The 19,225-nt window shown below is 64.0% G+C and carries 19 protein-coding genes; 15 read left to right on the plus strand and 4 right to left on the minus strand.

The window, feature by feature from the left end:
- Positions 1-17: 17 nt before the first annotated feature.
- The 7 genes from prfA (at position 18) to H6955_13505 (ending at position 5,568) form a co-directional block, all read left to right on the plus strand.
- Complete coding sequence (prfA, locus tag H6955_13475) at positions 18-1,097, plus strand: peptide chain release factor 1 (GenBank protein ID MCP5314561.1); 1,080 nt, start codon at positions 18-20, stop codon at positions 1,095-1,097.
- Positions 1,098-1,131: 34 nt separating this feature from the next.
- Positions 1,132-1,959 carry a peptide chain release factor N(5)-glutamine methyltransferase gene (prmC, locus tag H6955_13480; GenBank protein MCP5314562.1) on the plus strand — a complete coding sequence of 276 codons (828 nt, stop codon included), beginning with the start codon at positions 1,132-1,134 and terminating at the stop codon, positions 1,957-1,959.
- A gap of 63 nt (positions 1,960-2,022) precedes the next feature.
- Complete coding sequence (locus H6955_13485; GenBank protein MCP5314563.1) at positions 2,023-2,433, plus strand: hypothetical protein; 411 nt, start codon at positions 2,023-2,025, stop codon at positions 2,431-2,433.
- Positions 2,434-2,474: 41 nt separating this feature from the next.
- Positions 2,475-3,215, plus strand: coding sequence for a molybdopterin-synthase adenylyltransferase MoeB (gene moeB, locus H6955_13490; GenBank protein ID MCP5314564.1), 741 nt, complete (start codon positions 2,475-2,477; stop codon positions 3,213-3,215).
- Positions 3,212-3,784, plus strand: coding sequence for a hypothetical protein (locus H6955_13495; protein ID MCP5314565.1), 573 nt, complete (start codon positions 3,212-3,214; stop codon positions 3,782-3,784). The genes moeB and H6955_13495 overlap by 4 nt, the downstream gene beginning before the upstream one ends.
- Before the next feature lie 27 nt (positions 3,785-3,811).
- Positions 3,812-4,414 (plus strand): methyltransferase, encoded by a 603-nt coding sequence (locus H6955_13500; protein MCP5314566.1) that lies wholly within the window; start codon positions 3,812-3,814, stop codon positions 4,412-4,414.
- 98 nt (positions 4,415-4,512) lie between these two features.
- On the plus strand, positions 4,513-5,568 hold the full coding sequence (locus H6955_13505; protein ID MCP5314567.1) for a GGDEF domain-containing protein: 1,056 nt from the start codon (positions 4,513-4,515) through the stop codon (positions 5,566-5,568).
- A gap of 9 nt (positions 5,569-5,577) precedes the next feature.
- Here the strand turns inward: H6955_13505 and H6955_13510 are convergent, their stop codons facing one another.
- The 4 genes from H6955_13510 to gatC form a co-directional block, all read right to left on the minus strand.
- Positions 5,578-6,615 carry a FemAB family PEP-CTERM system-associated protein gene (locus H6955_13510; GenBank protein ID MCP5314568.1) on the minus strand — a complete coding sequence of 346 codons (1,038 nt, stop codon included), beginning with the start codon at positions 6,613-6,615 and terminating at the stop codon, positions 5,578-5,580.
- 138 nt (positions 6,616-6,753) lie between these two features.
- Positions 6,754-8,199 (minus strand): Asp-tRNA(Asn)/Glu-tRNA(Gln) amidotransferase subunit GatB, encoded by a 1,446-nt coding sequence (gene gatB / locus H6955_13515; protein ID MCP5314569.1) that lies wholly within the window; start codon positions 8,197-8,199, stop codon positions 6,754-6,756.
- 38 nt (positions 8,200-8,237) lie between these two features.
- Positions 8,238-9,692, minus strand: a complete 1,455-nt coding sequence (gene gatA / locus H6955_13520) for an Asp-tRNA(Asn)/Glu-tRNA(Gln) amidotransferase subunit GatA (GenBank protein MCP5314570.1) — start codon at positions 9,690-9,692, stop codon at positions 8,238-8,240.
- Between the two features lie 66 nt (positions 9,693-9,758).
- Complete coding sequence (gatC, locus tag H6955_13525; GenBank protein MCP5314571.1) at positions 9,759-10,046, minus strand: Asp-tRNA(Asn)/Glu-tRNA(Gln) amidotransferase subunit GatC; 288 nt, start codon at positions 10,044-10,046, stop codon at positions 9,759-9,761.
- A gap of 219 nt (positions 10,047-10,265) precedes the next feature.
- Here gatC and H6955_13530 point away from each other — a divergent pair, with 219 nt between their 5' ends.
- The 8 genes from H6955_13530 to H6955_13565 all read left to right on the plus strand — a co-directional run bounded on the left by H6955_13530 (position 10,266) and on the right by H6955_13565 (position 19,200).
- On the plus strand, positions 10,266-11,315 hold the full coding sequence (locus H6955_13530) for a rod shape-determining protein (GenBank protein MCP5314572.1): 1,050 nt from the start codon (positions 10,266-10,268) through the stop codon (positions 11,313-11,315).
- A gap of 65 nt (positions 11,316-11,380) precedes the next feature.
- Complete coding sequence (gene mreC / locus H6955_13535; GenBank protein MCP5314573.1) at positions 11,381-12,325, plus strand: rod shape-determining protein MreC; 945 nt, start codon at positions 11,381-11,383, stop codon at positions 12,323-12,325.
- The gene (mreD, locus tag H6955_13540) at positions 12,322-12,804 is read left to right on the plus strand and encodes a rod shape-determining protein MreD (GenBank protein ID MCP5314574.1); all 483 of its coding nucleotides are present in this window, start codon (positions 12,322-12,324) and stop codon (positions 12,802-12,804) included. The genes mreC and mreD overlap by 4 nt, the downstream gene beginning before the upstream one ends.
- A 15-nt stretch (positions 12,805-12,819) precedes the next feature.
- The gene (mrdA, locus tag H6955_13545; protein ID MCP5314575.1) at positions 12,820-14,685 is read left to right on the plus strand and encodes a penicillin-binding protein 2; all 1,866 of its coding nucleotides are present in this window, start codon (positions 12,820-12,822) and stop codon (positions 14,683-14,685) included.
- Positions 14,686-14,711: 26 nt separating this feature from the next.
- Entirely contained in the window at positions 14,712-15,821 is a 1,110-nt protein-coding gene (gene rodA / locus H6955_13550; protein MCP5314576.1) for a rod shape-determining protein RodA, read from the plus strand.
- A 29-nt stretch (positions 15,822-15,850) separates the two neighbouring features.
- The gene (gene mltB, locus H6955_13555) at positions 15,851-16,825 is read left to right on the plus strand and encodes a lytic murein transglycosylase B (GenBank protein ID MCP5314577.1); all 975 of its coding nucleotides are present in this window, start codon (positions 15,851-15,853) and stop codon (positions 16,823-16,825) included.
- Positions 16,826-16,843: 18 nt separating this feature from the next.
- Complete coding sequence (locus H6955_13560) at positions 16,844-17,698, plus strand: septal ring lytic transglycosylase RlpA family protein (GenBank protein ID MCP5314578.1); 855 nt, start codon at positions 16,844-16,846, stop codon at positions 17,696-17,698.
- 365 nt (positions 17,699-18,063) lie between these two features.
- Positions 18,064-19,200, plus strand: a complete 1,137-nt coding sequence (locus H6955_13565; protein MCP5314579.1) for a D-alanyl-D-alanine carboxypeptidase — start codon at positions 18,064-18,066, stop codon at positions 19,198-19,200.
- Positions 19,201-19,225 lie beyond the last annotated feature (25 nt).

Genomic DNA, 19,225 nt, shown 5'->3' on the forward strand with positions numbered 1-19,225 from the left:
CGCACCCCCGGCCCCGCATGAAGACCAGCATCCGCAGCAAGCTCGAGCATATTCAGGATCGCTTTCAAGAGATCACCGTGTTGCTCGCCGACCCGCAGACCCAGGACGACAGCAACCGCTTTCGCGACCTGAGTCGCGAGTATGCCCAGGTCGAACCGGTCAGCCGCTGTTACCAGCGCTTCATCGATGCCGAGGCAGAACTCCACAGCGCGGAGGAGATGCTCGACGACCCGGAGATGGCGGAGCTGGCCGCGGACGCCTGTCGCGACGCTCGACGGACACTGGACCAACTCGAGCCGGAACTGCAGCGCCTGCTGTTGCCGCAAGACCCGCACGACGAGCGCAACGCCTACCTGGAGATCCGTGCAGGGACCGGCGGTGCCGAGGCTGCACTGTTTGCCGGCGACCTGCTGCGGATGTACCTGCGTTATGCGGAGCAGCGCCGCTGGAAGACCGAGATGATCAGCCAGAGCCTCGGTGAACACGGCGGCTACAAGGAGGTCGTGGTGCGGATCGTCGGTCAGGGCGTGTTCTCGCGGCTCAAGTTCGAGTCCGGCGCGCATCGTGTGCAGCGAGTCCCGGAGACCGAGTCGCAGGGCCGCATTCACACCTCGGCCTGTACGGTCGCGATCCTGCCCGAGGCGGAGGAGGTCGACGAGTTCGATATCAATCCCGGCGACCTGCGGATCGACACCTACCGTTCGTCGGGCGCCGGCGGCCAGCACGTCAACACCACGGATTCCGCGGTGCGTGTCACCCACCTGCCGACCGGGGTGGTGGTCGAATGCCAGGACGAGCGCTCGCAACACAAGAACAAGGCACGCGCGATGGCGCTGCTGAAGTCGCGCCTGCTGGCCGCGGCACAGGAAAGCGCCGCCGCCAGCCGCGCCGAGGATCGCCGTCTGCAGGTCGGCAGCGGTGACCGCTCGGAACGTATCCGCACCTACAACTTCCCGCAGAACCGACTCACCGACCACCGCGTCAACCTCACGCTGTACAAGCTCGACGAGGTCATGCAGGGCGAGCTGGACCAGGTGATCGATCCGCTGACCCACGAGTACCAGGCGGAGCAGCTCGCGGCGCTGGGCAGTGAATGAGTCCAAGGACGCCGTCCGCGCGGAGGTGCGCGGGCTGCTGGCAGGCACCGCGGACGCGCTGGCGGCAGTCAGCGAGTCGCCGGGGCTGGACGCCCAGGTGCTGCTGGCGCACGCACTCGGGCACAACCGCAGCTGGCTGTACGCGCATCCCGAGTACCGGGTCAATGACAAGGAAGCCGAAGCGTTTGCGCGCCTGGTCGCGGCGCGCCTGGAAGGACGGCCGGTTGCACACCTGACCGGTGAGCGCGAATTCTGGTCGCTGCCACTCAGGGTCGACGACAGCACCTTGATCCCGCGGCCCGAGACCGAACAGCTGGTCGAGATCGTACTGCGGCTCGATCTTCCGCGGACAGCGCGCGTGCTCGATCTCGGCACCGGCAGCGGCGCGATTGCCCTCGCCCTTGCACACGAGCGGCCGCAATGGCATATCGTCGCGACCGATCGATCGCTGCCTGCACTGACGGTGGCCGCGGACAATGCACGCCGGTTGCAGCTGAGCAACCTGAGCCTGTTGTGCGGCGACTGGTTGTCGCCGATTACGCGTGCGGCGCAGTTTGACCTGATCGTCAGCAACCCGCCGTACATCGCCGCTGGCGACCCGCATCTCGGGCGCGGCGACGTCCGCTTCGAACCGCGCACCGCGCTCGCCGCCGGTGACGACGGCCTGGATGCGATCCGCTCGATCACCGCGCAGGCACCGTCGATCCTGAGCGATGGAGGCTGGCTGTGGCTGGAACATGGCTTCGATCAGGGCGAACGCGTCCGCGCACTCCTGGTGCACCACGGTTTTCATCAGGTCGTCACCGAACGGGACCTGGCGGGCAAGGCACGCCATTCCGGCGGGCGCCTCCAGACCCGATGACGGAGCCCCGGGGAACGACCAAACCCCTTGACCGGTACGGACTTTCGGCACAGCATTGCGTCCATGGACAAAGCCGGCGACAGCCTGTTCAAGCAACGTGAAATCGCGCTGTGCACCCTGCATCCCGACCCGGACCAGGTCGGGTCGGCAGCCGCTTATCTCATCGAGATCGACGGGGTCGAACAGGTCGAGGTCGTCAACAAAGGGATGTTGCAGGTCACATACCACCTGCTCGTGATCTGCCTGTACGACATCGAGGCATTGCTCGAAAAAGGGGGCTTTCACCTCGACAACCGGTTGGTTCACAAGATCAAGCGGGCCCTCTACCACTACACCGAGGAGACGCAGCGCGCCAACCTCGGATGTGCGAAAGGCGAATCCAACTGCACGCAGAAGGTGTTCGTGAACCGCTATCGCAAGCGCGATCACGGTTGTCAGGACGACCGGCCCGAGCATTGGCGCCGCTATCTGTAGAGCGCCTCTCAACGGCGCGCTGATGTGACCCGGTTGCAGCGATGGACGACCGGGACCTGTTACGTTACAGCCGTCACCTGTTGTTGCCCGAACTGGGCATCGAGGGCCAGCGCAGGCTGAACGAGGCCCGCGCGCTGATAGTCGGCCTGGGTGGCCTCGGCTCGCCGGTCGCAATGTACCTGGCAGCAGCCGGCGTCGGGACCCTGGAGCTGGTTGACGACGATCGGGTCGACCTGAGCAACCTGCAACGCCAGATCCTGCACGCGACGCCGGATATCGGCCGGTCGAAATGCGACTCCGCAGCGACGCGCCTCAACGCCCTGAATCCCGATGTCCGGCTGCTCGAGCGTGCGACACGCCTGCAGGGTGCCGAACTCGATGCCGCAGTCGGCGCCGCAGACCTGGTGCTGGACTGCAGCGACAACTTCGCCACCCGGTTCGCGCTCAACCGGGCCTGTCAGGCAAGCCAGACGCCGCTGGTTTCCGGGGCCGCAATTCGCTGGGAGGGCCAGGTGACGGTGTTTGGCGGCCGTCCGGGCGGCCCCTGCTACCGCTGTCTGTATCCGGACGAAGGCGAAGAAGAGCAGAGGTGCAGCGACAATGGCGTCGTCGCGCCGCTGGTCGGCGTGATCGGGTCGATGCAGGCGCTCGAGGCGATCAAGCGACTGTCGGGCGCCGGCGAGGGACTGGACGGACGTCTGTTGCTGTTCGATGGGCTGCATGCGCAATGGCGGGAGATCCGCCTGCGTGCCGACCCCGCATGCCCGGTGTGCGCGCCGTGATCCTGTTCATCCACGGTTTCGGCAGCTGCGGCTGGGGCAACAAGTCGCTCGCACTGCGGCGTCGTTTCGGCGTGCGGCACCTGATCGCGCCCGATCTGTGTTTTACTCCCGAAGCGGCAATCGTCCAGCTGGGTTCGCTGATTCGACGCTACCGCGTCGGGGCTATGATCGGTTCCTCGCTGGGCGGCTACTACGCCACCCGACTGAATGCCGAGTATGCGCTGCCAAGCGTGCTGCTGAATCCGGTGGTCCGACCGCACGCACTGCTCGCCGCACACCGGGGTGCGCAGCGACGTTGGTGTGACGACGCCCGGTTTGAGGTCGACGACGCATACGTGAAACAGCTGGCGGGCATGCAGCGCGCGCATCTGGCGCCCGCGGAACGCTACCTGGTGATGATCGAACAGGGTGACGAACTGCTCGACCACCGCGAGGCGGCGGATTTCTACGCCGGTCAGGACGTGGTAGAGATACCCGGCGGCGACCACCGCTTCAGCGACATCGAGCGCCACCTGGAGGCGATCGCCCTCTGGCTGGCGGAACACGCCCCGGGCGCCGCCCGGGACTGACACCACTCACGCCGGAAAGACCGCGACATGGCCAAGCAGAAACGTCCGCCGATCGACCCCGATCGCCTGCGCGAAGACATCGTTTTCGAAGAGGAACTGCTGGGCCACCGGCTGCAGTTCCATACCACCTGGGGACTGTTTTCGCCCAAGGGGATCGACGAGGGCACGCGCCTGTTGCTGCAGCATCTCGAGGTGCGACCGGACGAACGCGCGCTCGACCTGGGCTGCGGCTATGGCCCGCTCGGCCTGGCGATCGCCCGCGCCGCGCCGCACGGTCACTGCCTGATGGTGGACAAGGATTTCGTCGCCGTGGAATATGCCAACGCGAACGCGAAACGCAATCGCATCGAAAACGCACAAGCGATGCTCAGCGACGGCCTCCGCCACGTCCCCCCGCAGTCGTTCTCACTGGTGGTCACGAATCTGCCCGCGAAGACCAGCAAGGAACATTACTATCTGTTTTTTCATGATATTTTGAACCGCCTCTCACCTGGAGGCCGGTTCTACGTGGTCGTGATCAGCGGCCTGCGGGAATTCATCGCACGTGCGTTCGTCGAGGTGTTCGGCAATCACCGCAAGATCAAACAGGGCAGGCATTACACGGTGGCGATGGCGGAACGACCGGACTGAAGGCCCTGTGTCGGCGGGTCGCGGCGTCTCCACGTATATTTAAAGTTTGGATGGCCGGAACCGATACGCAGGCAAGCGACACCATAAGGATTGCAGTAGTGGCGGACAACCAAAACGCTGGCGGCCGCGAGGCGGCGAACCCCGAATTGGGCGCCGCTGCCGAGCGCTTGCGTCTCACGGTCCCACAGATGTCTCGCCACGGCATACCCGCCACACCGCAGAATTACGCCATCTGGTATGCCTACGTCGGCGGCGACAACCCGGCACTGAGCGCCGAGATCGACCGCCTGATCGCCGAGGGACAATCCTTCACCGCGGTCATCAACACCCAGCTGTACCGCGACTTTGTTGCCGAACACGATATCGCACATGTCGAGATGGTTCGGGAGGGCCTCGGCAAGGTCCTGGCCGAGGTCTGCGGCGCCCTGCACGCAGCCGGCGACGATGCCAACACGTTCGAAGGCAAACTGGGCGGATTCGCGAAGGAGATCGTCAAGAAAACGGATTTTGACGAGGTCACGAGGTTGCTGCAGGTACTGGTGGTCGAGACCCACACGATGCAGGTCGCGACCACCAAGATGCAGACCCATTTCGAAGAAAAGTCCAAGGAGATCGAGGAACTCCAGGAGCAACTTCAGGAGGAGCGCAAGCGCGCGGTCACCGACCCGCTGACCGGTCTCTACAACCGCTTCGCGCTGATCGATTACGTCAACGCGGCGATCATCGAAATGCCGGCTGGCGACCCGCCGTCGCTGGTCATGTTGGATATCGACCACTTCAAAGCGATCAACGACAACCATGGGCACCTGATCGGTGACCGGGTGATCCGGTTCGTCGCGCAGTCGCTGCAAAAAAATATCAAGGGCCGGGACATCGCCGCGCGCTACGGTGGCGAAGAGTTCACCTTGCTGCTGCCGTCGACCGGTTCGAAGGGTGCCGAGGCGCTCGCCAATGCAGTCCGCCGATCGGTCGAGCAGGCACAACTGGTGCGTGCCGACAGCAAGCAACCGCTGGGCCGGATCACGATCTCGGCCGGCGTCGCGACCTACCAGCTGGGCGAAGACATGATGGACCTGATCAATCGTGCGGATCAGGCGCTTTACCGCGCCAAGAAGCAGGGGCGCAACTGCGTGGTCGTCGCCCCACCGGGATGACGACGGGCGCTAGGCGAGCCCGCGTGCGAGCCAGGGCCCTATCATGCGGCTGACGCCGACCGGCAGCCGTTTCCACGCGTTGATGAACAGCCTGTACTTGGGATTGTTCGGATTCAGGTCGGGCATCTCGGTGGCACGCACGAGATAGTACTCATAGTGCAGGGGCTCGGCTTCGAAGCCCCAGTGCTTCTTGAATCGATAAGACCCGGTGTCGAGCTTGCTGCGACCGAAATCGAACACCCGGCAACCGCGCTCGACCGCACGCCGCATCACTTCCCAATACATGAAATCGTTCGCCGCGAGGTCGCGCGCCGCCGAGATACCGCCGCCGTAAAACGGTAGTACCTGATCGCGGAAGTAGTAATTCATCACGGACGCCACGACCTGACCTTCGTGACGCACGGTGACCACATCGACGTCATCGCCGAACTCGGCACGGATCGCCTGGAAATGCGCCTTGGGGAACACCGGTGTGCCCAGGTTGCGCACACTCTCGGAATACGCCCGATAAAGATGTTCGACGCCGTCATCGAGCTCGCCGACCAGGCCGGCCTTGATCCCCTTGCGCACCATCGCGCGCTGCTTGCGGGGGATCGCCTGCATGTTTTCGTCGTGGTCGGCGCTCAACGCGCGCTTGAAGGTCACGTAAAGACCGTCCTTGCGCTGCCAGTCGTCGCGCATCGGTCGCTCGTTGCGAACCTCCAGGTGGCTGACCCGCAGCCGATCGGCGAGTGCCATCGCATGCGACTCGAGCGCCCCGCGCACCCTGTCGTCGTCGGCCAGCACGCCACCGTAGACACAGAAGGGTACCGATATCAGCGAATGCCCGAACAGCAGGTGTTTGACCTCCCCCAGCGGCAACACGCCGCACAACCGACCGTCACGTTCGGCGAGCAGGTAATGGCCGGGATAGCGGTAGGTCGATTCGATCAGGCGCTTCCAGCCGTAGCGGTGGAAGAAGGTCCCGTGCGGGTGCGCCAGGACATACGCGTCCCAGACCTGGGCGTCTGCCTCGGATGCACTGCGGACCTCGATTTCACTCACCACTGTTCACCTTCACGAATACGGTCGACCCACCACGGACCGGCAACGACCGCGAATCCGGACACGCGAGCCCAGGATATTCGGCACCTGCGGCACGCGGCCTCCCCGATGCCGCGGTGCAGATCGTGCGCCGCGCGGGTATCAGCCGTTCAGCTTCTTGCGCAGCAGCTCGTTGACCTGTTGCGGGTTCGCCTTGCCCTGCGATTTCTTCATGATCTGGCCCACGAAGAACCCAAGCATCTTCGGCTGCTTGTCGGGCGCCGCGTTGCGGTAATTTTCGACTTGTGCGGCATTTGCCGCGAGCACCTCGTCGACCAGCGACTCGATGGCCCCGGTATCGGTGATCTGCTTCAGACCTTTAGCCTCGATGACCTGATCCGCGCCGCCCTCGCCGGCCCACATCGCGGCGAACACGTCTTTTGCGATCTTGCCGGAGATGGTGTTGTCGCGAATTCTTGCGACCAGCTGACCCAGCGCCGCCGCAGCGACCGGGCTGGCAGCGATCTCGACACCATCCTTGTTGAGCGCCGCGGCCAGGTCACCCATTACCCAGTTGGCGACCAGCTTGGCATCGCCGCCGCCGTCGACCGCGGCCTCGAAGTAATCCGCTTGCGCCCGACTGCTGGTCAGCACGTCGGCGTCATAGGCCGAGAGGCCGTATTCGGCCTCGAAGCGCGCACGCCGCGCGTCGGGCAACTCCGGCATCCCCGCGATGACTTCGTCGATGAAGGCTGCATCGATCTCCAGCGGCAACAGGTCCGGGTCGGGGAAATAGCGGTAGTCGTTGGCCTCTTCCTTGGAGCGCATCGAACGCGTCTCATCCTTGTTCGCGTCGTACAGGCGCGTTTCCTGGACAACCTTGCCACCGTCCTCGATCACCTCAATCTGGCGCTGGACCTCGAAATTGATCGCCTTCTCGAGAAAGCGGAACGAGTTGATGTTCTTCAGTTCGGCACGCGTACCGAACTCGGCCTGGCCCTTGGGACGCACCGAGACGTTCGCATCCATGCGGAAGGAACCTTCCTGCATGTTGCCGTCGCAGATCCCGATGTAGGTCACGATCTGGTAGATCTTCTTCGCGTAGGCCACCGCCTCCTTCGCCGAGCGCATATCCGGCTCGGAGACGATCTCGAGCAGCGGCGTGCCGGCCCGGTTGAGATCGATCCCGGTCATGCCGTGAAAGTCCTCATGCAACGACTTGCCCGCATCTTCTTCGAGATGGGCACGGGTCACACCGACCGGTTTGACGCTGCCATCCTCGAGTACCACTTCAACCTGCCCGGTGCCCACTACCGGCAACTCGTACTGGCTGATCTGATAGCCTTTGGGCAGGTCGGGGTAAAAGTAGTTCTTGCGCGCGAATATCGAGCGACGGGTGATCTGTGCGCCGATCGCCGTTCCGAACCGCACCGCCATGCGCACCGCTTCGCGGTTCAATACCGGCAGCACACCCGGCATACCGAGATCGATCAACGATGCCTGGGTGTTGGGGTCGGCGCCGAATGCGGTCGACGACCCGGAAAAGATCTTCGACTGCGTCGCAAGCTGGGTGTGGATCTCCAGACCGATGACGGTTTCCCATTGCATGACAGTTACCCGCGTTCTGATGCTGTTGACGATCTGCCTCAGGCAAATGCCGCCGGCGCCTGGCGGTGCCAGTCGGTCACCGACTGCAGCTGATGCGCGACGTTCAGCAATCGCGCCTCGTCGAAATAGTTGCCGATCAGCTGAAGGCCGACCGGCATACCCCCGCTCGTCGGCGCCGGAATCGAAATGCCGGGCAGCCCGGCGAGGTTCACCGCGATCGTGTAGATATCCTGCAGGTACATCGAGACCGGATCGTCGGCCTTCTCGCCGAGCCGGAATGCGGTCCCGGGCGCAGTCGGACTGGCGATCACGTCGCAGCGTTCGAATGCATCACGAAAGTCGTCGGCGATCAGCTGACGCACCTTCTGCGCCTTGAGGTAGTAGGCATCGTAGTAGCCCGCGGACAATGCATAGGTGCCGACCATGATCCGCCGCTTCACCTCGGCGCCGAAGCCCTCGGAGCGTGAACGCTTGTACAGATCCTCGAGATCTTTCGGATCGTCGCAACGATGGCCATAACGCACGCCGTCGAAGCGTGCCAGGTTGGACGAGCATTCAGCGGGTGCGACGACATAATAGGCGGGGACCGAGAGCCCGGCATTCGGCAGGCTGATCTCGACCGGTTCGGCACCGAGCTTGGCCAGTTCGTCGATCGCTTGGCCGATTGCGGCGCCGACCCCGGCATCCAGCCCGTCTCCCATGAATTCCTTGACGACCCCGATGCGCATCCCGCGGATCGGGCGATCGAGCGCAGCGACGTAGTCGTCGACCGGACGCTGGGCGCTGGTCGAGTCGCGTTCGTCGAAGCCGGCCATGCCGCCCAGCATCAGCGCCGCATCTTCCGCGCTGCGGGTCATGGGCCCCGCCTGATCGAGTGACGACGCGAACGCGATCATGCCCCAGCGCGAACAGCGGCCGTAGGTGGGCTTCAGGCCGGTGATCCCGGTCAGCGCGGCCGGTTGGCGAATCGAACCGCCGGTATCCGTGCCCGTCGCGGCAACGCACAGTCGCGCCGCCACCGCCGCCGCGGATCCACCTGAGGAACCACCCGGCACCGTGGCGGTGTCCCACGGATTGCGCACCGCACCGTAGTAGCTGGTCTCGTTCGACGAGCCCATCGCGAACTCGTCCATGTTGGTCTTGCCGAGCATCACCACGCCGGCACGCTGCAGGTTCGCGACCACGGTGGCATCGTATGGCGATACGAAGTTCTCCAGCATCCGAGAACCGCAGGTGGTGCGCACATCGCGCGTGCAGAAGATGTCCTTGTGGGCGATCGGAATCCCGGTCAAAGGGCCGACCTCGCCCGCGGCGATCCGCGCATCCGCGGCCCTGGCCTGGGCGAGCGCCGAATCGGCGCACACGGTGACGAAGCTGTTCAGCGTCGCATCGTGTGTGTTGATGCGTTGCAGCATGTGCTCGGTGAGCTCGACGCTGGACAGTTCGCCTTGGCGCAATGCGGTCGAGAGTTCCGCGAGGGTCTTGTTGTGCATCGGACTAGGTGCAATCCATGTTCAGTGACGGTGACCACGGCACGCCGACGGCGCACCCCGACGGCGTCATTCGATCACCTTGGGGACCAGAAACAGTCCGTTCTCCACGGCCGGCGCGTTGGCCTGGTAGCGTTCGCGCTCATCCCGTTCGGTCACTTCGTCGATGCGCAGACGTTGCGCCATCTCCAGCGGATGCGCCATCGGATCGACCGACGAGGTATCCAGCGCATCCATCTGCGCGACCAGATCGAGGATCTTCGAGAGCTCCGCACCCAGCGCGGCCGACTCTTGCGGAGTCACCGCGAGCCTGGCCAGATGGGCGATCTTCGCGACATCATCGGCTGATAACGACATACTCGATTACCGAATGCGGTATGGCTGAAACGGATTCGGGAAATTACCACATTCCGACGCCACCTCGGTAGCAACCGCTGCCCGGCGTGCTTGCCGAAGCCGGGGGCCGTTGTTAGATTACGCGTCTTCCCGGGCCGGGGACGCCCGGCACGACGCATAAACACCCAAGGCCGTGGCTTGTTCAGACGGGTCGCCCGGCCGTCCACCGGAAGTCACAGCATGTTCCTTCGGCGTATTCGTGGGCTCTTTTCCAACGACCTTTCGATCGATCTCGGCACCGCCAACACTCTGATCTATGCGCGCGATCAGGGCATAGTGCTGAACGAACCCTCGGTCGTCGCGATCCGCCAGGATCGTGGTCCGGGCGGACCCAAGTCGGTCGCGGCAGTCGGCGAAGAGGCGAAGAAGATGCTCGGCCGTACACCGGCCAACATCACCGCGATCCGGCCGATGAAAGAAGGCGTGATCGCCGACTTCACGGTCACCGAGAAGATGCTGCAGTATTTTATCCATAAGGTGCACGAATCGCGGCTGATCCGTCCGAGCCCCCGCGTCCTGGTGTGCGTCCCGTGCGGATCCACCCAGGTCGAGCGGCGCGCGATCAAGGAATCCGCCGCCGGGGCCGGTGCACGCGAGGTGTACCTGATCGAGGAGCCGATGTCCGCGGCGATCGGGGCCGGTCTGCCGGTCGACGAGGCACGCGGCTCGATGGTGCTCGACATCGGCGGCGGTACCTCGGAAGTCGCGATCATCTCGCTGAACGGCATCGTGTATTCCAACTCGGTGCGTATCGGCGGGGACAAGTTCGACGAAGCGATCATCAACTATGTGCGCCGCAACTACGGCACCCTGATCGGCGAGGCGACTGCCGAGCGGGTCAAGAAGGAGATCGGTTCGGCCTATCCCGGCAACGAGGTGCGCGAGCTGGAGGTCAAGGGTCGCAATCTCGCCGAAGGCGTGCCACGCAGCTTCACCCTGAGTTCCAACGAGATCCTCGAGGCGTTGCAGGAGCCGCTCTCGGGCATCGTCGACGCCGTCAAGAAGGCGCTCGAGCAGACACCACCGGAACTCGGGGCCGACGTCGCCGAGCGCGGTATCGTGCTGACCGGTGGTGGCGCCCTGCTGAAGGATCTGGACCGCTTGATCGAGGAAGAGACCGGTTTGCCGGTGATCATCGCCGAAGACCCCCTGACCTGCGTCGCGCGCGGCGGCGGTCGGGCGCTCGAGATGATGGACGAACGCGGGGGCGATATCTTTACGGTAGAGTGAACCGCGCACGCAGCCGGTGAACATCGGCTCGCGCGAGGCAGACTGCAAGAACGGGGAGCGTCACCATCAAGCCGATCTTTGCTGCAGGCCCTTCGCAAACCACCCGCCTGGTGGCGGCTGTCATCCTGTCCCTGATCCTCCTCGTGGTCGATCACCGGTTCCACCACCTCGAACAACTGCGCAGCGCACTCGCGTTCTTCACCTATCCGCTGCAGTTCCTGGCCGATCTGCCGTTTACGACGAGCCGTTGGCTGAGCGAGACCACGACCAGCCGCGAGACGCTGCTCGTGCAGAACCGGCGCCTGTTGGACGAAAACCTGCGCCTGCAGGGAGAACTGCAGAAATACGAGTCATTGCAGGCCGAAAACATGCGCCTGCGCGACCTGGTCGATTCGTCGTTCAAGGTAGGTGACCGCGTGTTGGTCGCGGAGCTGTCTTCGGTGGATCTCGACCCCTACAAGCAACAGGTGACGATCAAGAAAGGATCGGTATCCGGCGTTTTCGAAGGCCAGCCGGTCCTCGACGCGCACGCGGTCATGGGCCAGGTCGCCCATGTCACGCCGCTGAGTTCGACCGTGTTGTTGATAACGGACACCAGTCATGCGCTGCCGGTGCAGGTGTTGCGCAACGGCCTGCGCACCATCGCGGTCGGCACCGGCCGCATCGATCAGCTGCGTCTGCCCTACCTGCCCACCAATTCGGACATCGTCGAGGGTGATCTCTTGGTGACGTCAGGCCTGGGCGGCAAGTTTCCGCCCGGATACCCGGTCGCGACCGTCACGCAGATCGACCGCTCACCGGATGCGCCGTTCTCCACCGTGCTCGCACAACCGCGCGCCCACCTCGATCGCAGCCGCGAGGTCCTGCTGGTCTGGACCATCCCCAACGAGGTGCCGGTCGCCCGCGAAACGCCCGAACCCGCTGTGCAGCCGGCCCGTCGGGCATCCACCACCGAGGCGACGCCCCGGGACATCGAACAACAGACGGAAGGCGTGGAGCTCGACAGATGAGCGGCGGCCAGGGGCGACTGGTTATCGTGCTCACCCTGTGTGTCGCGATGCTGCTGACCATCCTACCGATGCCGGAATGGGCACGGCCGTTCCGGCCTCAATGGGTCACGCTGGTGCTGTTGTACTGGGCCATCGCACTGCCGCACCGGGTCGGCGTGGGCAGCGGCTTCATCGCCGGAATCGTGTTGGACGTACTCACCGGCACCTTGCTCGGACAGCACGCGCTCGGCCTGTCGGTTGTGACCTTCATCGCGATACAGCTGCACCAGCGCATCCGGGTGTTTCCGCTCTGGCAGCAGTCGCTCGGCATCCTTGTACTGCTGGTGATCGACCACCTGCTGGCGCTATGGATCACCGGCGCAACGCGCAGCATCGCTCCCGGACTCGGTTACTGGACAGTACCGCTGATCGGCACCTTGCTTTGGCCCTGGGTATTCGTCACATTGCGCAAGATCCGTCGGCACTTCAAGGTGAGCTGAGGTAGCGGCTGACCGATGCAGCTCAAGGACACAATACGCGAGAGCCAGGACTTCCTGAACCGCGCGATCGTCGCCGGGATGCTGGTGCTGTTCGCGGTCGCGGTACTCGCGTGGCGCCTGTTCCAGCTGCAGGTCGTCGAACACGAGCATTTCACGACGCTTTCACGAGAGAACCGCGTCAAGGTGCTACCGATACCGCCTACACGGGGACTGGTCTACGACCGTACCGGTGTGCTGCTCGCGCAGAACCGGCCGGCCTACAGCCTGGAGATCACGCCGGAACAGGTCGACGACCTGGATTGGACGCTGCGCGAGTTGTCCAAGGTGATCGAGATCGGCGAAGAGGACCTCGATCGATTCTGGCAGCTCAAGAAACGCAAGAGGCGTTTCGACAGCGTGCCGATCCGGGTCGATCTCAGCCAGGACGAGACCGCCCAGTTCGCTGTGCACCGCCATCGCTTTCCCGGGGTCGACATCAAGGCCCAGCTGCTGCGTCATTATCCTCACGACCTGAGTACCGCGCATGTGCTGGGCTATGTCGGACGCATCAGTCAGCGCGACATCGAGCAGATCGATGCGTCGAACTACGCCGGCACCAGCCATATCGGCAAGAACGGCGTCGAGAAGACCTACGAATCCGCGCTGCATGGAGTCGTCGGCCTGGAACAGGTCGAGGTCAATGCCGCGGGACGCAAGGTCCGCACCCTTGAACAGAACGCTCCTGAACCCGGTGTCGACGTGCACCTGCACCTGGACATCGCATTGCAGGAAGTCACGATGCAGGCATTCGGCGACAACAACGGGGCCGCGGTCGCGATCAACCCGAAGAACGGCGGTGTGCTGGCATTCGTCAGCCAGCCCGGTTACGACCCGAACCTGTTCGTCGAGGGCATCAGCACGAAAAACTACGATGCCCTGCAGAAGGATGAGAACCGACCGCTCTACAACCGTGCACTGCACGGCCAGTATCCACCGGGGTCGACGGTCAAACCCTTCATGGGTCTGGCGGGACTGGAACAGGGCGCCATCCAGTACGATACCAGCGTGTACTGCCCGGGGTTCTTCCAGCTGCCCGGCAATGTGCATCGATACCGGGACTGGAAAAAAGGCGGTCATGGCCCGATGGACATCGACTCGGCGATCGTCCAGTCGTGCGACGTGTTTTTCTATAAGCTCGCCTACGAACTCGGCATCGACCGGTTGCACGGTTTTCTTGCACGCTTCGGATTCGGCGGGCGCACCGGTATCGACCTGACCGGGGAATCGGGCGGCCTGCTGCCGTCGCGTGAATGGAAACGCCGCGCCCGGCGTCAGCCCTGGTATCCGGGCGAGACACTGATCATGGGGATCGGGCAGGGTTACTTCCTCGCCACCCCGCTGCAGCTGGCGGCCGCAACGGCAGCGATCGCCAATAACGGCACCTTCTACACGCCACGCGTCGTGGACTACCTGCAGTCGCGCGACACCGGCGAGATCACGCCGATCCCACCGAGCGTGCACCAGATCCCGATCGCGCTGCAGCAGAACTGGGAAGACATTCGCCAAGGCATGCTCCATGTGGTGGAAAGCCCGCGCGGCACCGCCAAACGCATCCGCTCCGAGCGATACAAGATCGCCGGCAAGACCGGCACCGCGCAGGTCTTCACGGTCGCCCAGGACGAGGAATACGACGAGGCGGAACTCGAAAAGAAACTGCGTGACCACGCACTGTTCATTGCCTATGCGCCAGCCGATGACCCACAGATCGCGGTCGCGGTGGTGGTCGAGAACGGCGGACACGGCGGTTCGGTTGCCGCGCCGATCGCCCGTGCGATCATGGATGCGTACCTGCTGCCGAAGGAACCCGCCCAGGACACTCCTTCGAGGGAGAGCAAATCGTGAACTACCTGCCGCGCCAGCTTGGTGATCTGACGCCCACCAATCCCAATCGCCGTCAGGGGCTGCTGGCGGTATTCCACATCGATCTGCCGCTGCTGGTCGGGCTGCTGGTGCTGTGCGGGTTCGGACTGATCGTCCTGTACTCCGCGTCCGGTCAGAACCTCGACCAGGTCGAGCGCCAGGCGGTACGTATACTGCTCGCCTTCCTGGTGATGCTCGCGATTGCCCAGCTCGACCCGGCCACGCTGCGCCGCTGGAGTCCCTGGCTGTACGCGGTTGGCGTCGCGATGCTGGTCATGGTGCTGGCGTTCGGCGAGATCGGCAAAGGCGCGCAGCGCTGGCTCGACCTGGGCTTCGTCCGGTTCCAGCCCTCGGAGATGGTCAAACTGGCGGTGCCCCTGATGATCGCCTGGTATCTGGCCGAAAAGCGCCTGCCGCCGAGCTGGCACCGCCTGGCGATTGCGGCAATGCTGATCGTCGTGCCGGTTGCGCTGATTGCGAAGCAACCCGACCTGGGCACCGCGGTTCTGGTCGGCAGCGCCGGGATATTCGTGCTGTTTCTGGCCGGTATCAGCTGGCAGTTGATTGGCGGGCTCGTCGTGACCGCGGCGGGCGCCGCGCCCGTGGTCTGGTACCTGATGCGCGACTACCAGCGACAGCGCGTGTTGACCTTTCTCGATCCGGAAAAGGACCCGCTCGGTGCCGGCTACCACATCATCCAATCGAAGATCGCGATCGGTTCGGGCGGCCTGTACGGCAAGGGCTGGCTGAACGGCACCCAGTCGCAACTGGATTTTCTCCCGGAACGACACACCGATTTCATCTTCGCGGTGATGTCGGAAGAATTCGGGCTGATCGGCGTACTGTTTCTGCTGGCGATCTACCTGTTCGTGATCGGTCGCGGCCTGTATATCGCAACCCGGGCCCAGGACACCTTCACCCGCCTGCTGGCCGGCGCCCTGACCCTGGTTTTTTTCGTCTACGTGCTGGTGAACACCGGAATGGTCACCGGCCTGATGCCGGTGGTCGGCGTGCCGCTGCCGTTGATCAGCTATGGCGGCACCTCCCTGGTGACCCTGATGGCCGGCTTCGGTATCCTGATGTCCATCCATACTCACCGCAAACTGTTGCCGACCTGACGATGTATCGAGTCCTCGCCCTGTCCCTGATGCTTGCTCTGGCAAACTTGGCCCAGGCCAAGACACCGGACCAGCTGCGCGCCGAGTTCATTCAGCAGATGGTCAAGCGCCACGGGTTCAACGAGCGCGAACTGACGCGGACCCTGTACAAGGCGCAGGTCCGCAAGCCGATCCTCGAGGCGATCTCACGTCCCGCCGAACGGGTACTGAACTGGAGCGAGTATCGCGACATCTTCCTCACTCCATCACGGATTCAGGGTGGTGTCGCGTTCTGGCGGCAACACGCGGTGGCGCTGGCACGTGCCGAGGCCGAGTACGGCGTACCCCCGCAGATCATCGTCGCGATCCTCGGTGTCGAGACGCGCTACGGCGCACACACCGGCAATTACCGCGTGCTGGATGCGTTGCACACACTCGGCTTCCATTACCCGAAACGTGGCGAGTTCTTCCGGGAACAGCTCAGCCATTTTCTGCGTTTCGCCCGTGAGGAAAGGATCGAACCGGTCATGCCCACCGGTTCCTATGCCGGGGCGATGGGAATGCCGCAGTTCATGCCGGACTCGTTCCGCACCTACGCGGTCGATTTCGACGGCGACGGGCACCGCGACATCTGGCACAGCACCGACGACGTGATCGGCAGCGTCGCGAACTATTTCGTCAAGAAGGGCGGCTGGAAGGCCGGCCAACCGGTCACCCTGCCGGCGCAGGGCGCTACGGAACGGGTTCAGGCCCTGCTCGATGCCGGTGCGAAACCCAGCCTGACCGCCGAGCAACTGGCCGATGCGGGGATCACCACCGCGACGCCGTTGCCACCCGGCGCGAAGTTCAGCCTGATCGACCTGGAAACCAACGATGGCACGGAGTACTGGGTCGGCCTGGACAATTTCTACGCGATCATGCGTTACAACCCGCGCAGCAAGTACGCGATGGCGGTCTACCAGCTGAGCGAGGCGATCCGCCAGGCATTCGCCCAGTCGACGACCGTGCAGCAAGGTACCGGCTGAGGCACCACCATGATGCGAATGACCTCGGCGCGTCGTCTGTTACCGATCCTTGCAGTGCTGATGCTCGGAGCTGTCCTGGGTGGCTGTGGTGGACGCCTGACCGACCTCCCCGGAGAACGCGACGGCCCCGGGGAACACCGTGACACCAGTCACGTACCGGATGCGGTGCCTCGCGTCGAACCGATCAGCCGTGGCGGCAACCCCGAGACCTACGTGGTGCTCGGCAAGCGCTACCACACCTTGTCCAGCAGCCGAGGGCACGTGGAACGCGGCATCGCCTCGTGGTACGGACGCAAGTTCCACGGCCGGCGCACCTCGAACGGCGAGGTATACGACATGTATACGATGTCGGCCGCCCACCGCACCCTGCCGATCCCCACCTACCTGGAGGTCACCAATCTCGAGAACGGCAAGCGGGTGATCGTGCGGGTCAACGACCGGGGCCCGTTCCACGAAAACCGCATCATCGACCTGTCGTATGCGGCCGCCGCGCGCATCGGCATGCTCGGTAAGGGCACCGCGCTGGTAGAGATCCGCGCGATCGAGCCCGGCGCACCGAAGCCGGCGACCATCCGGGTCGCCCGCAAGGACACGCCGGCCGCGCCTGCCGGCAGGCCGGGAGGCGATGATTCGGGCGCCCCGCGTATCTACCTGCAGGCCGGGGCGTTCAGCAGCGACGCCAATGCGCGGCGACTGCGCACGCGGCTGGAACAGGCGCTGTCCCGCCAGGTCCGCGTGATTGCCGCTGCAACCGCAGCCGGCGCCATGCACCGCGTGCAGGTGGGGCCGCTGAACTCTGTCGAGGTCGCCGACCAGGTCACGCTGCAGATGCATCAACTCGGCATCGCCGAGCCGCTGGTAGTCATCGACTAAGACCCTTGTCCAGTCGCAAAACCGGCCATGCGCCGGCACTTGAACGGACTCGGAAAAATGCCGTCTGTGACAATGTTCTCTGAACGGCAATCCGAGATCGCGGTTTTCGGTTTCCTTCATTTTCAATCGCTTGCCGCCGTCGGAAACGGTGACGCATGTTTGCGCCGCGCGGTCACCTCCAATTTTCCAAGCACACTTTAGGGATATCACCCTGACCGACTGCGCCCGCCGACGTTAGAATGTCGCCGACACAAGGCGCTCACGTGGATCGCGCGAGCCGTTCGAATTCTCACATCCGGCACGCCGGAACGGGGCCATGCCCACCGTGTACCGCATCGCCACAACCAGCCAGCAAGTGAAGTAACGTGTACAAAGCCCTCATCACCAGCACCTTCCTGTGTCTTCTGACACCGATCCTAGCGTGGGCCAATCCCACCATCCCCGCAGCCCCCGAGATCAATGCATCCGGCTACCTGCTGATCGACATGGACAGCGATCGCATTCTGGCGCAGAAGGACGCCGAGCAACGCCTGGAACCGGCGAGCCTGACCAAGATCATGACCGCGTACGCGGTGTTCCGCGAGATACGCGACGGCTCGGTCAAACTCTCCGACCAGGTGCTGGTCAGCGAGAAGGCCTGGAAGACCCCCGGCTCGCGCATGTTCATCGAGGTCAACACGCGCGTCAGCGTCGAGGATCTGCTGAAAGGCATGATCATCCAGTCGGGCAACGACGCCAGCGTCGCGCTCGCCGAGCACGTCGCCGGCAGCGAGGAGGCGTTCGCAAATCTGATGAACGACCATGCCCGCCGCCTCGGAATGCACGACACACACTTCGTCAATGCGACCGGACTGCCGGACCCCGACCATTACACGACGCCGCACGACATCGTCCGAGTCACCGAGGCGTCGATCCGGGAGTTTCCGGAACTGTACAAGCTGTATGCGGTCAAGGAGTTCACGTACAACGACATCCGTCAGCACAACCGTAACAACCTGTTGTGGCGCGATGATTCGGTCGACGGCGTAAAGACCGGGCACACCGAGTCTGCCGGTTTTTGCCTGGTTGCGTCGGCCAAACGCGAAGACATGCGTCTGGTGTCGGTGGTAATGGGCACCGAGAGTGAAAAGGCGCGCCTCAGCGAGAGCCAGTCGCTGCTGAATTACGGCTTCCGTTTTTACGAGACCCACCGCCTTTACGGCGCGGGTGACCGACTGGTACGTACACGCGTGTGGATGGGGGAACAGGAAGAGGTTTCAATCGGCTTGGCGAAGGACCTGTTCGTCACGATTCCACGACGCCAATACGACAAGCTCAATGCGCGCACCGAGATCCAGCCACAGATCCAGGCACCGATCGACAAGGGACAGAAGGTCGGCGAGGTCGTGGTCGAATTGGACGGCGAGGTGTTTGCGCGTCATCCGCTGATCGCGCTGGACGACGTACCTGAAGGCGGTATCTGGAGAACCGTAGTCGACAGCGTCCTGTTGATGCTGGAGTAGAGGAGCCGGGCAATCGTGAGCGTTG

Source organism: Chromatiaceae bacterium (assembly GCA_024235395.1).
Lineage (GTDB): Bacteria > Pseudomonadota > Gammaproteobacteria > Chromatiales > Chromatiaceae > Thiosocius.

Bases quoted from the DNA above. Each gene is read 5' to 3' on its own strand.
- mltB (MCP5314577.1), top strand. From the start codon at position 15,851: ATGCTTGCTCTGGCAAACTTGGCCCAGGCCAAGACACCGGACCAGCTG.
- moeB (MCP5314564.1), top strand. From the start codon at position 2,475: ATGGACGACCGGGACCTGTTACGTTACAGCCGTCACCTGTTGTTGCCC.
- H6955_13560 (MCP5314578.1), top strand. From the start codon at position 16,844: ATGACCTCGGCGCGTCGTCTGTTACCGATCCTTGCAGTGCTGATGCTC.
- prfA (MCP5314561.1), top strand. From the start codon at position 18: ATGAAGACCAGCATCCGCAGCAAGCTCGAGCATATTCAGGATCGCTTT.
- mreD (MCP5314574.1), top strand. From the start codon at position 12,322: ATGAGCGGCGGCCAGGGGCGACTGGTTATCGTGCTCACCCTGTGTGTC.
- gatC (MCP5314571.1), bottom strand. From the start codon at position 10,046: ATGTCGTTATCAGCCGATGATGTCGCGAAGATCGCCCATCTGGCCAGG.
- gatB (MCP5314569.1), bottom strand. From the start codon at position 8,199: ATGCAATGGGAAACCGTCATCGGTCTGGAGATCCACACCCAGCTTGCG.
- mrdA (MCP5314575.1), top strand. From the start codon at position 12,820: ATGCAGCTCAAGGACACAATACGCGAGAGCCAGGACTTCCTGAACCGC.
- H6955_13530 (MCP5314572.1), top strand. From the start codon at position 10,266: ATGTTCCTTCGGCGTATTCGTGGGCTCTTTTCCAACGACCTTTCGATC.
- H6955_13485 (MCP5314563.1), top strand. From the start codon at position 2,023: ATGGACAAAGCCGGCGACAGCCTGTTCAAGCAACGTGAAATCGCGCTG.
- H6955_13500 (MCP5314566.1), top strand. From the start codon at position 3,812: ATGGCCAAGCAGAAACGTCCGCCGATCGACCCCGATCGCCTGCGCGAA.
- gatA (MCP5314570.1), bottom strand. From the start codon at position 9,692: ATGCACAACAAGACCCTCGCGGAACTCTCGACCGCATTGCGCCAAGGC.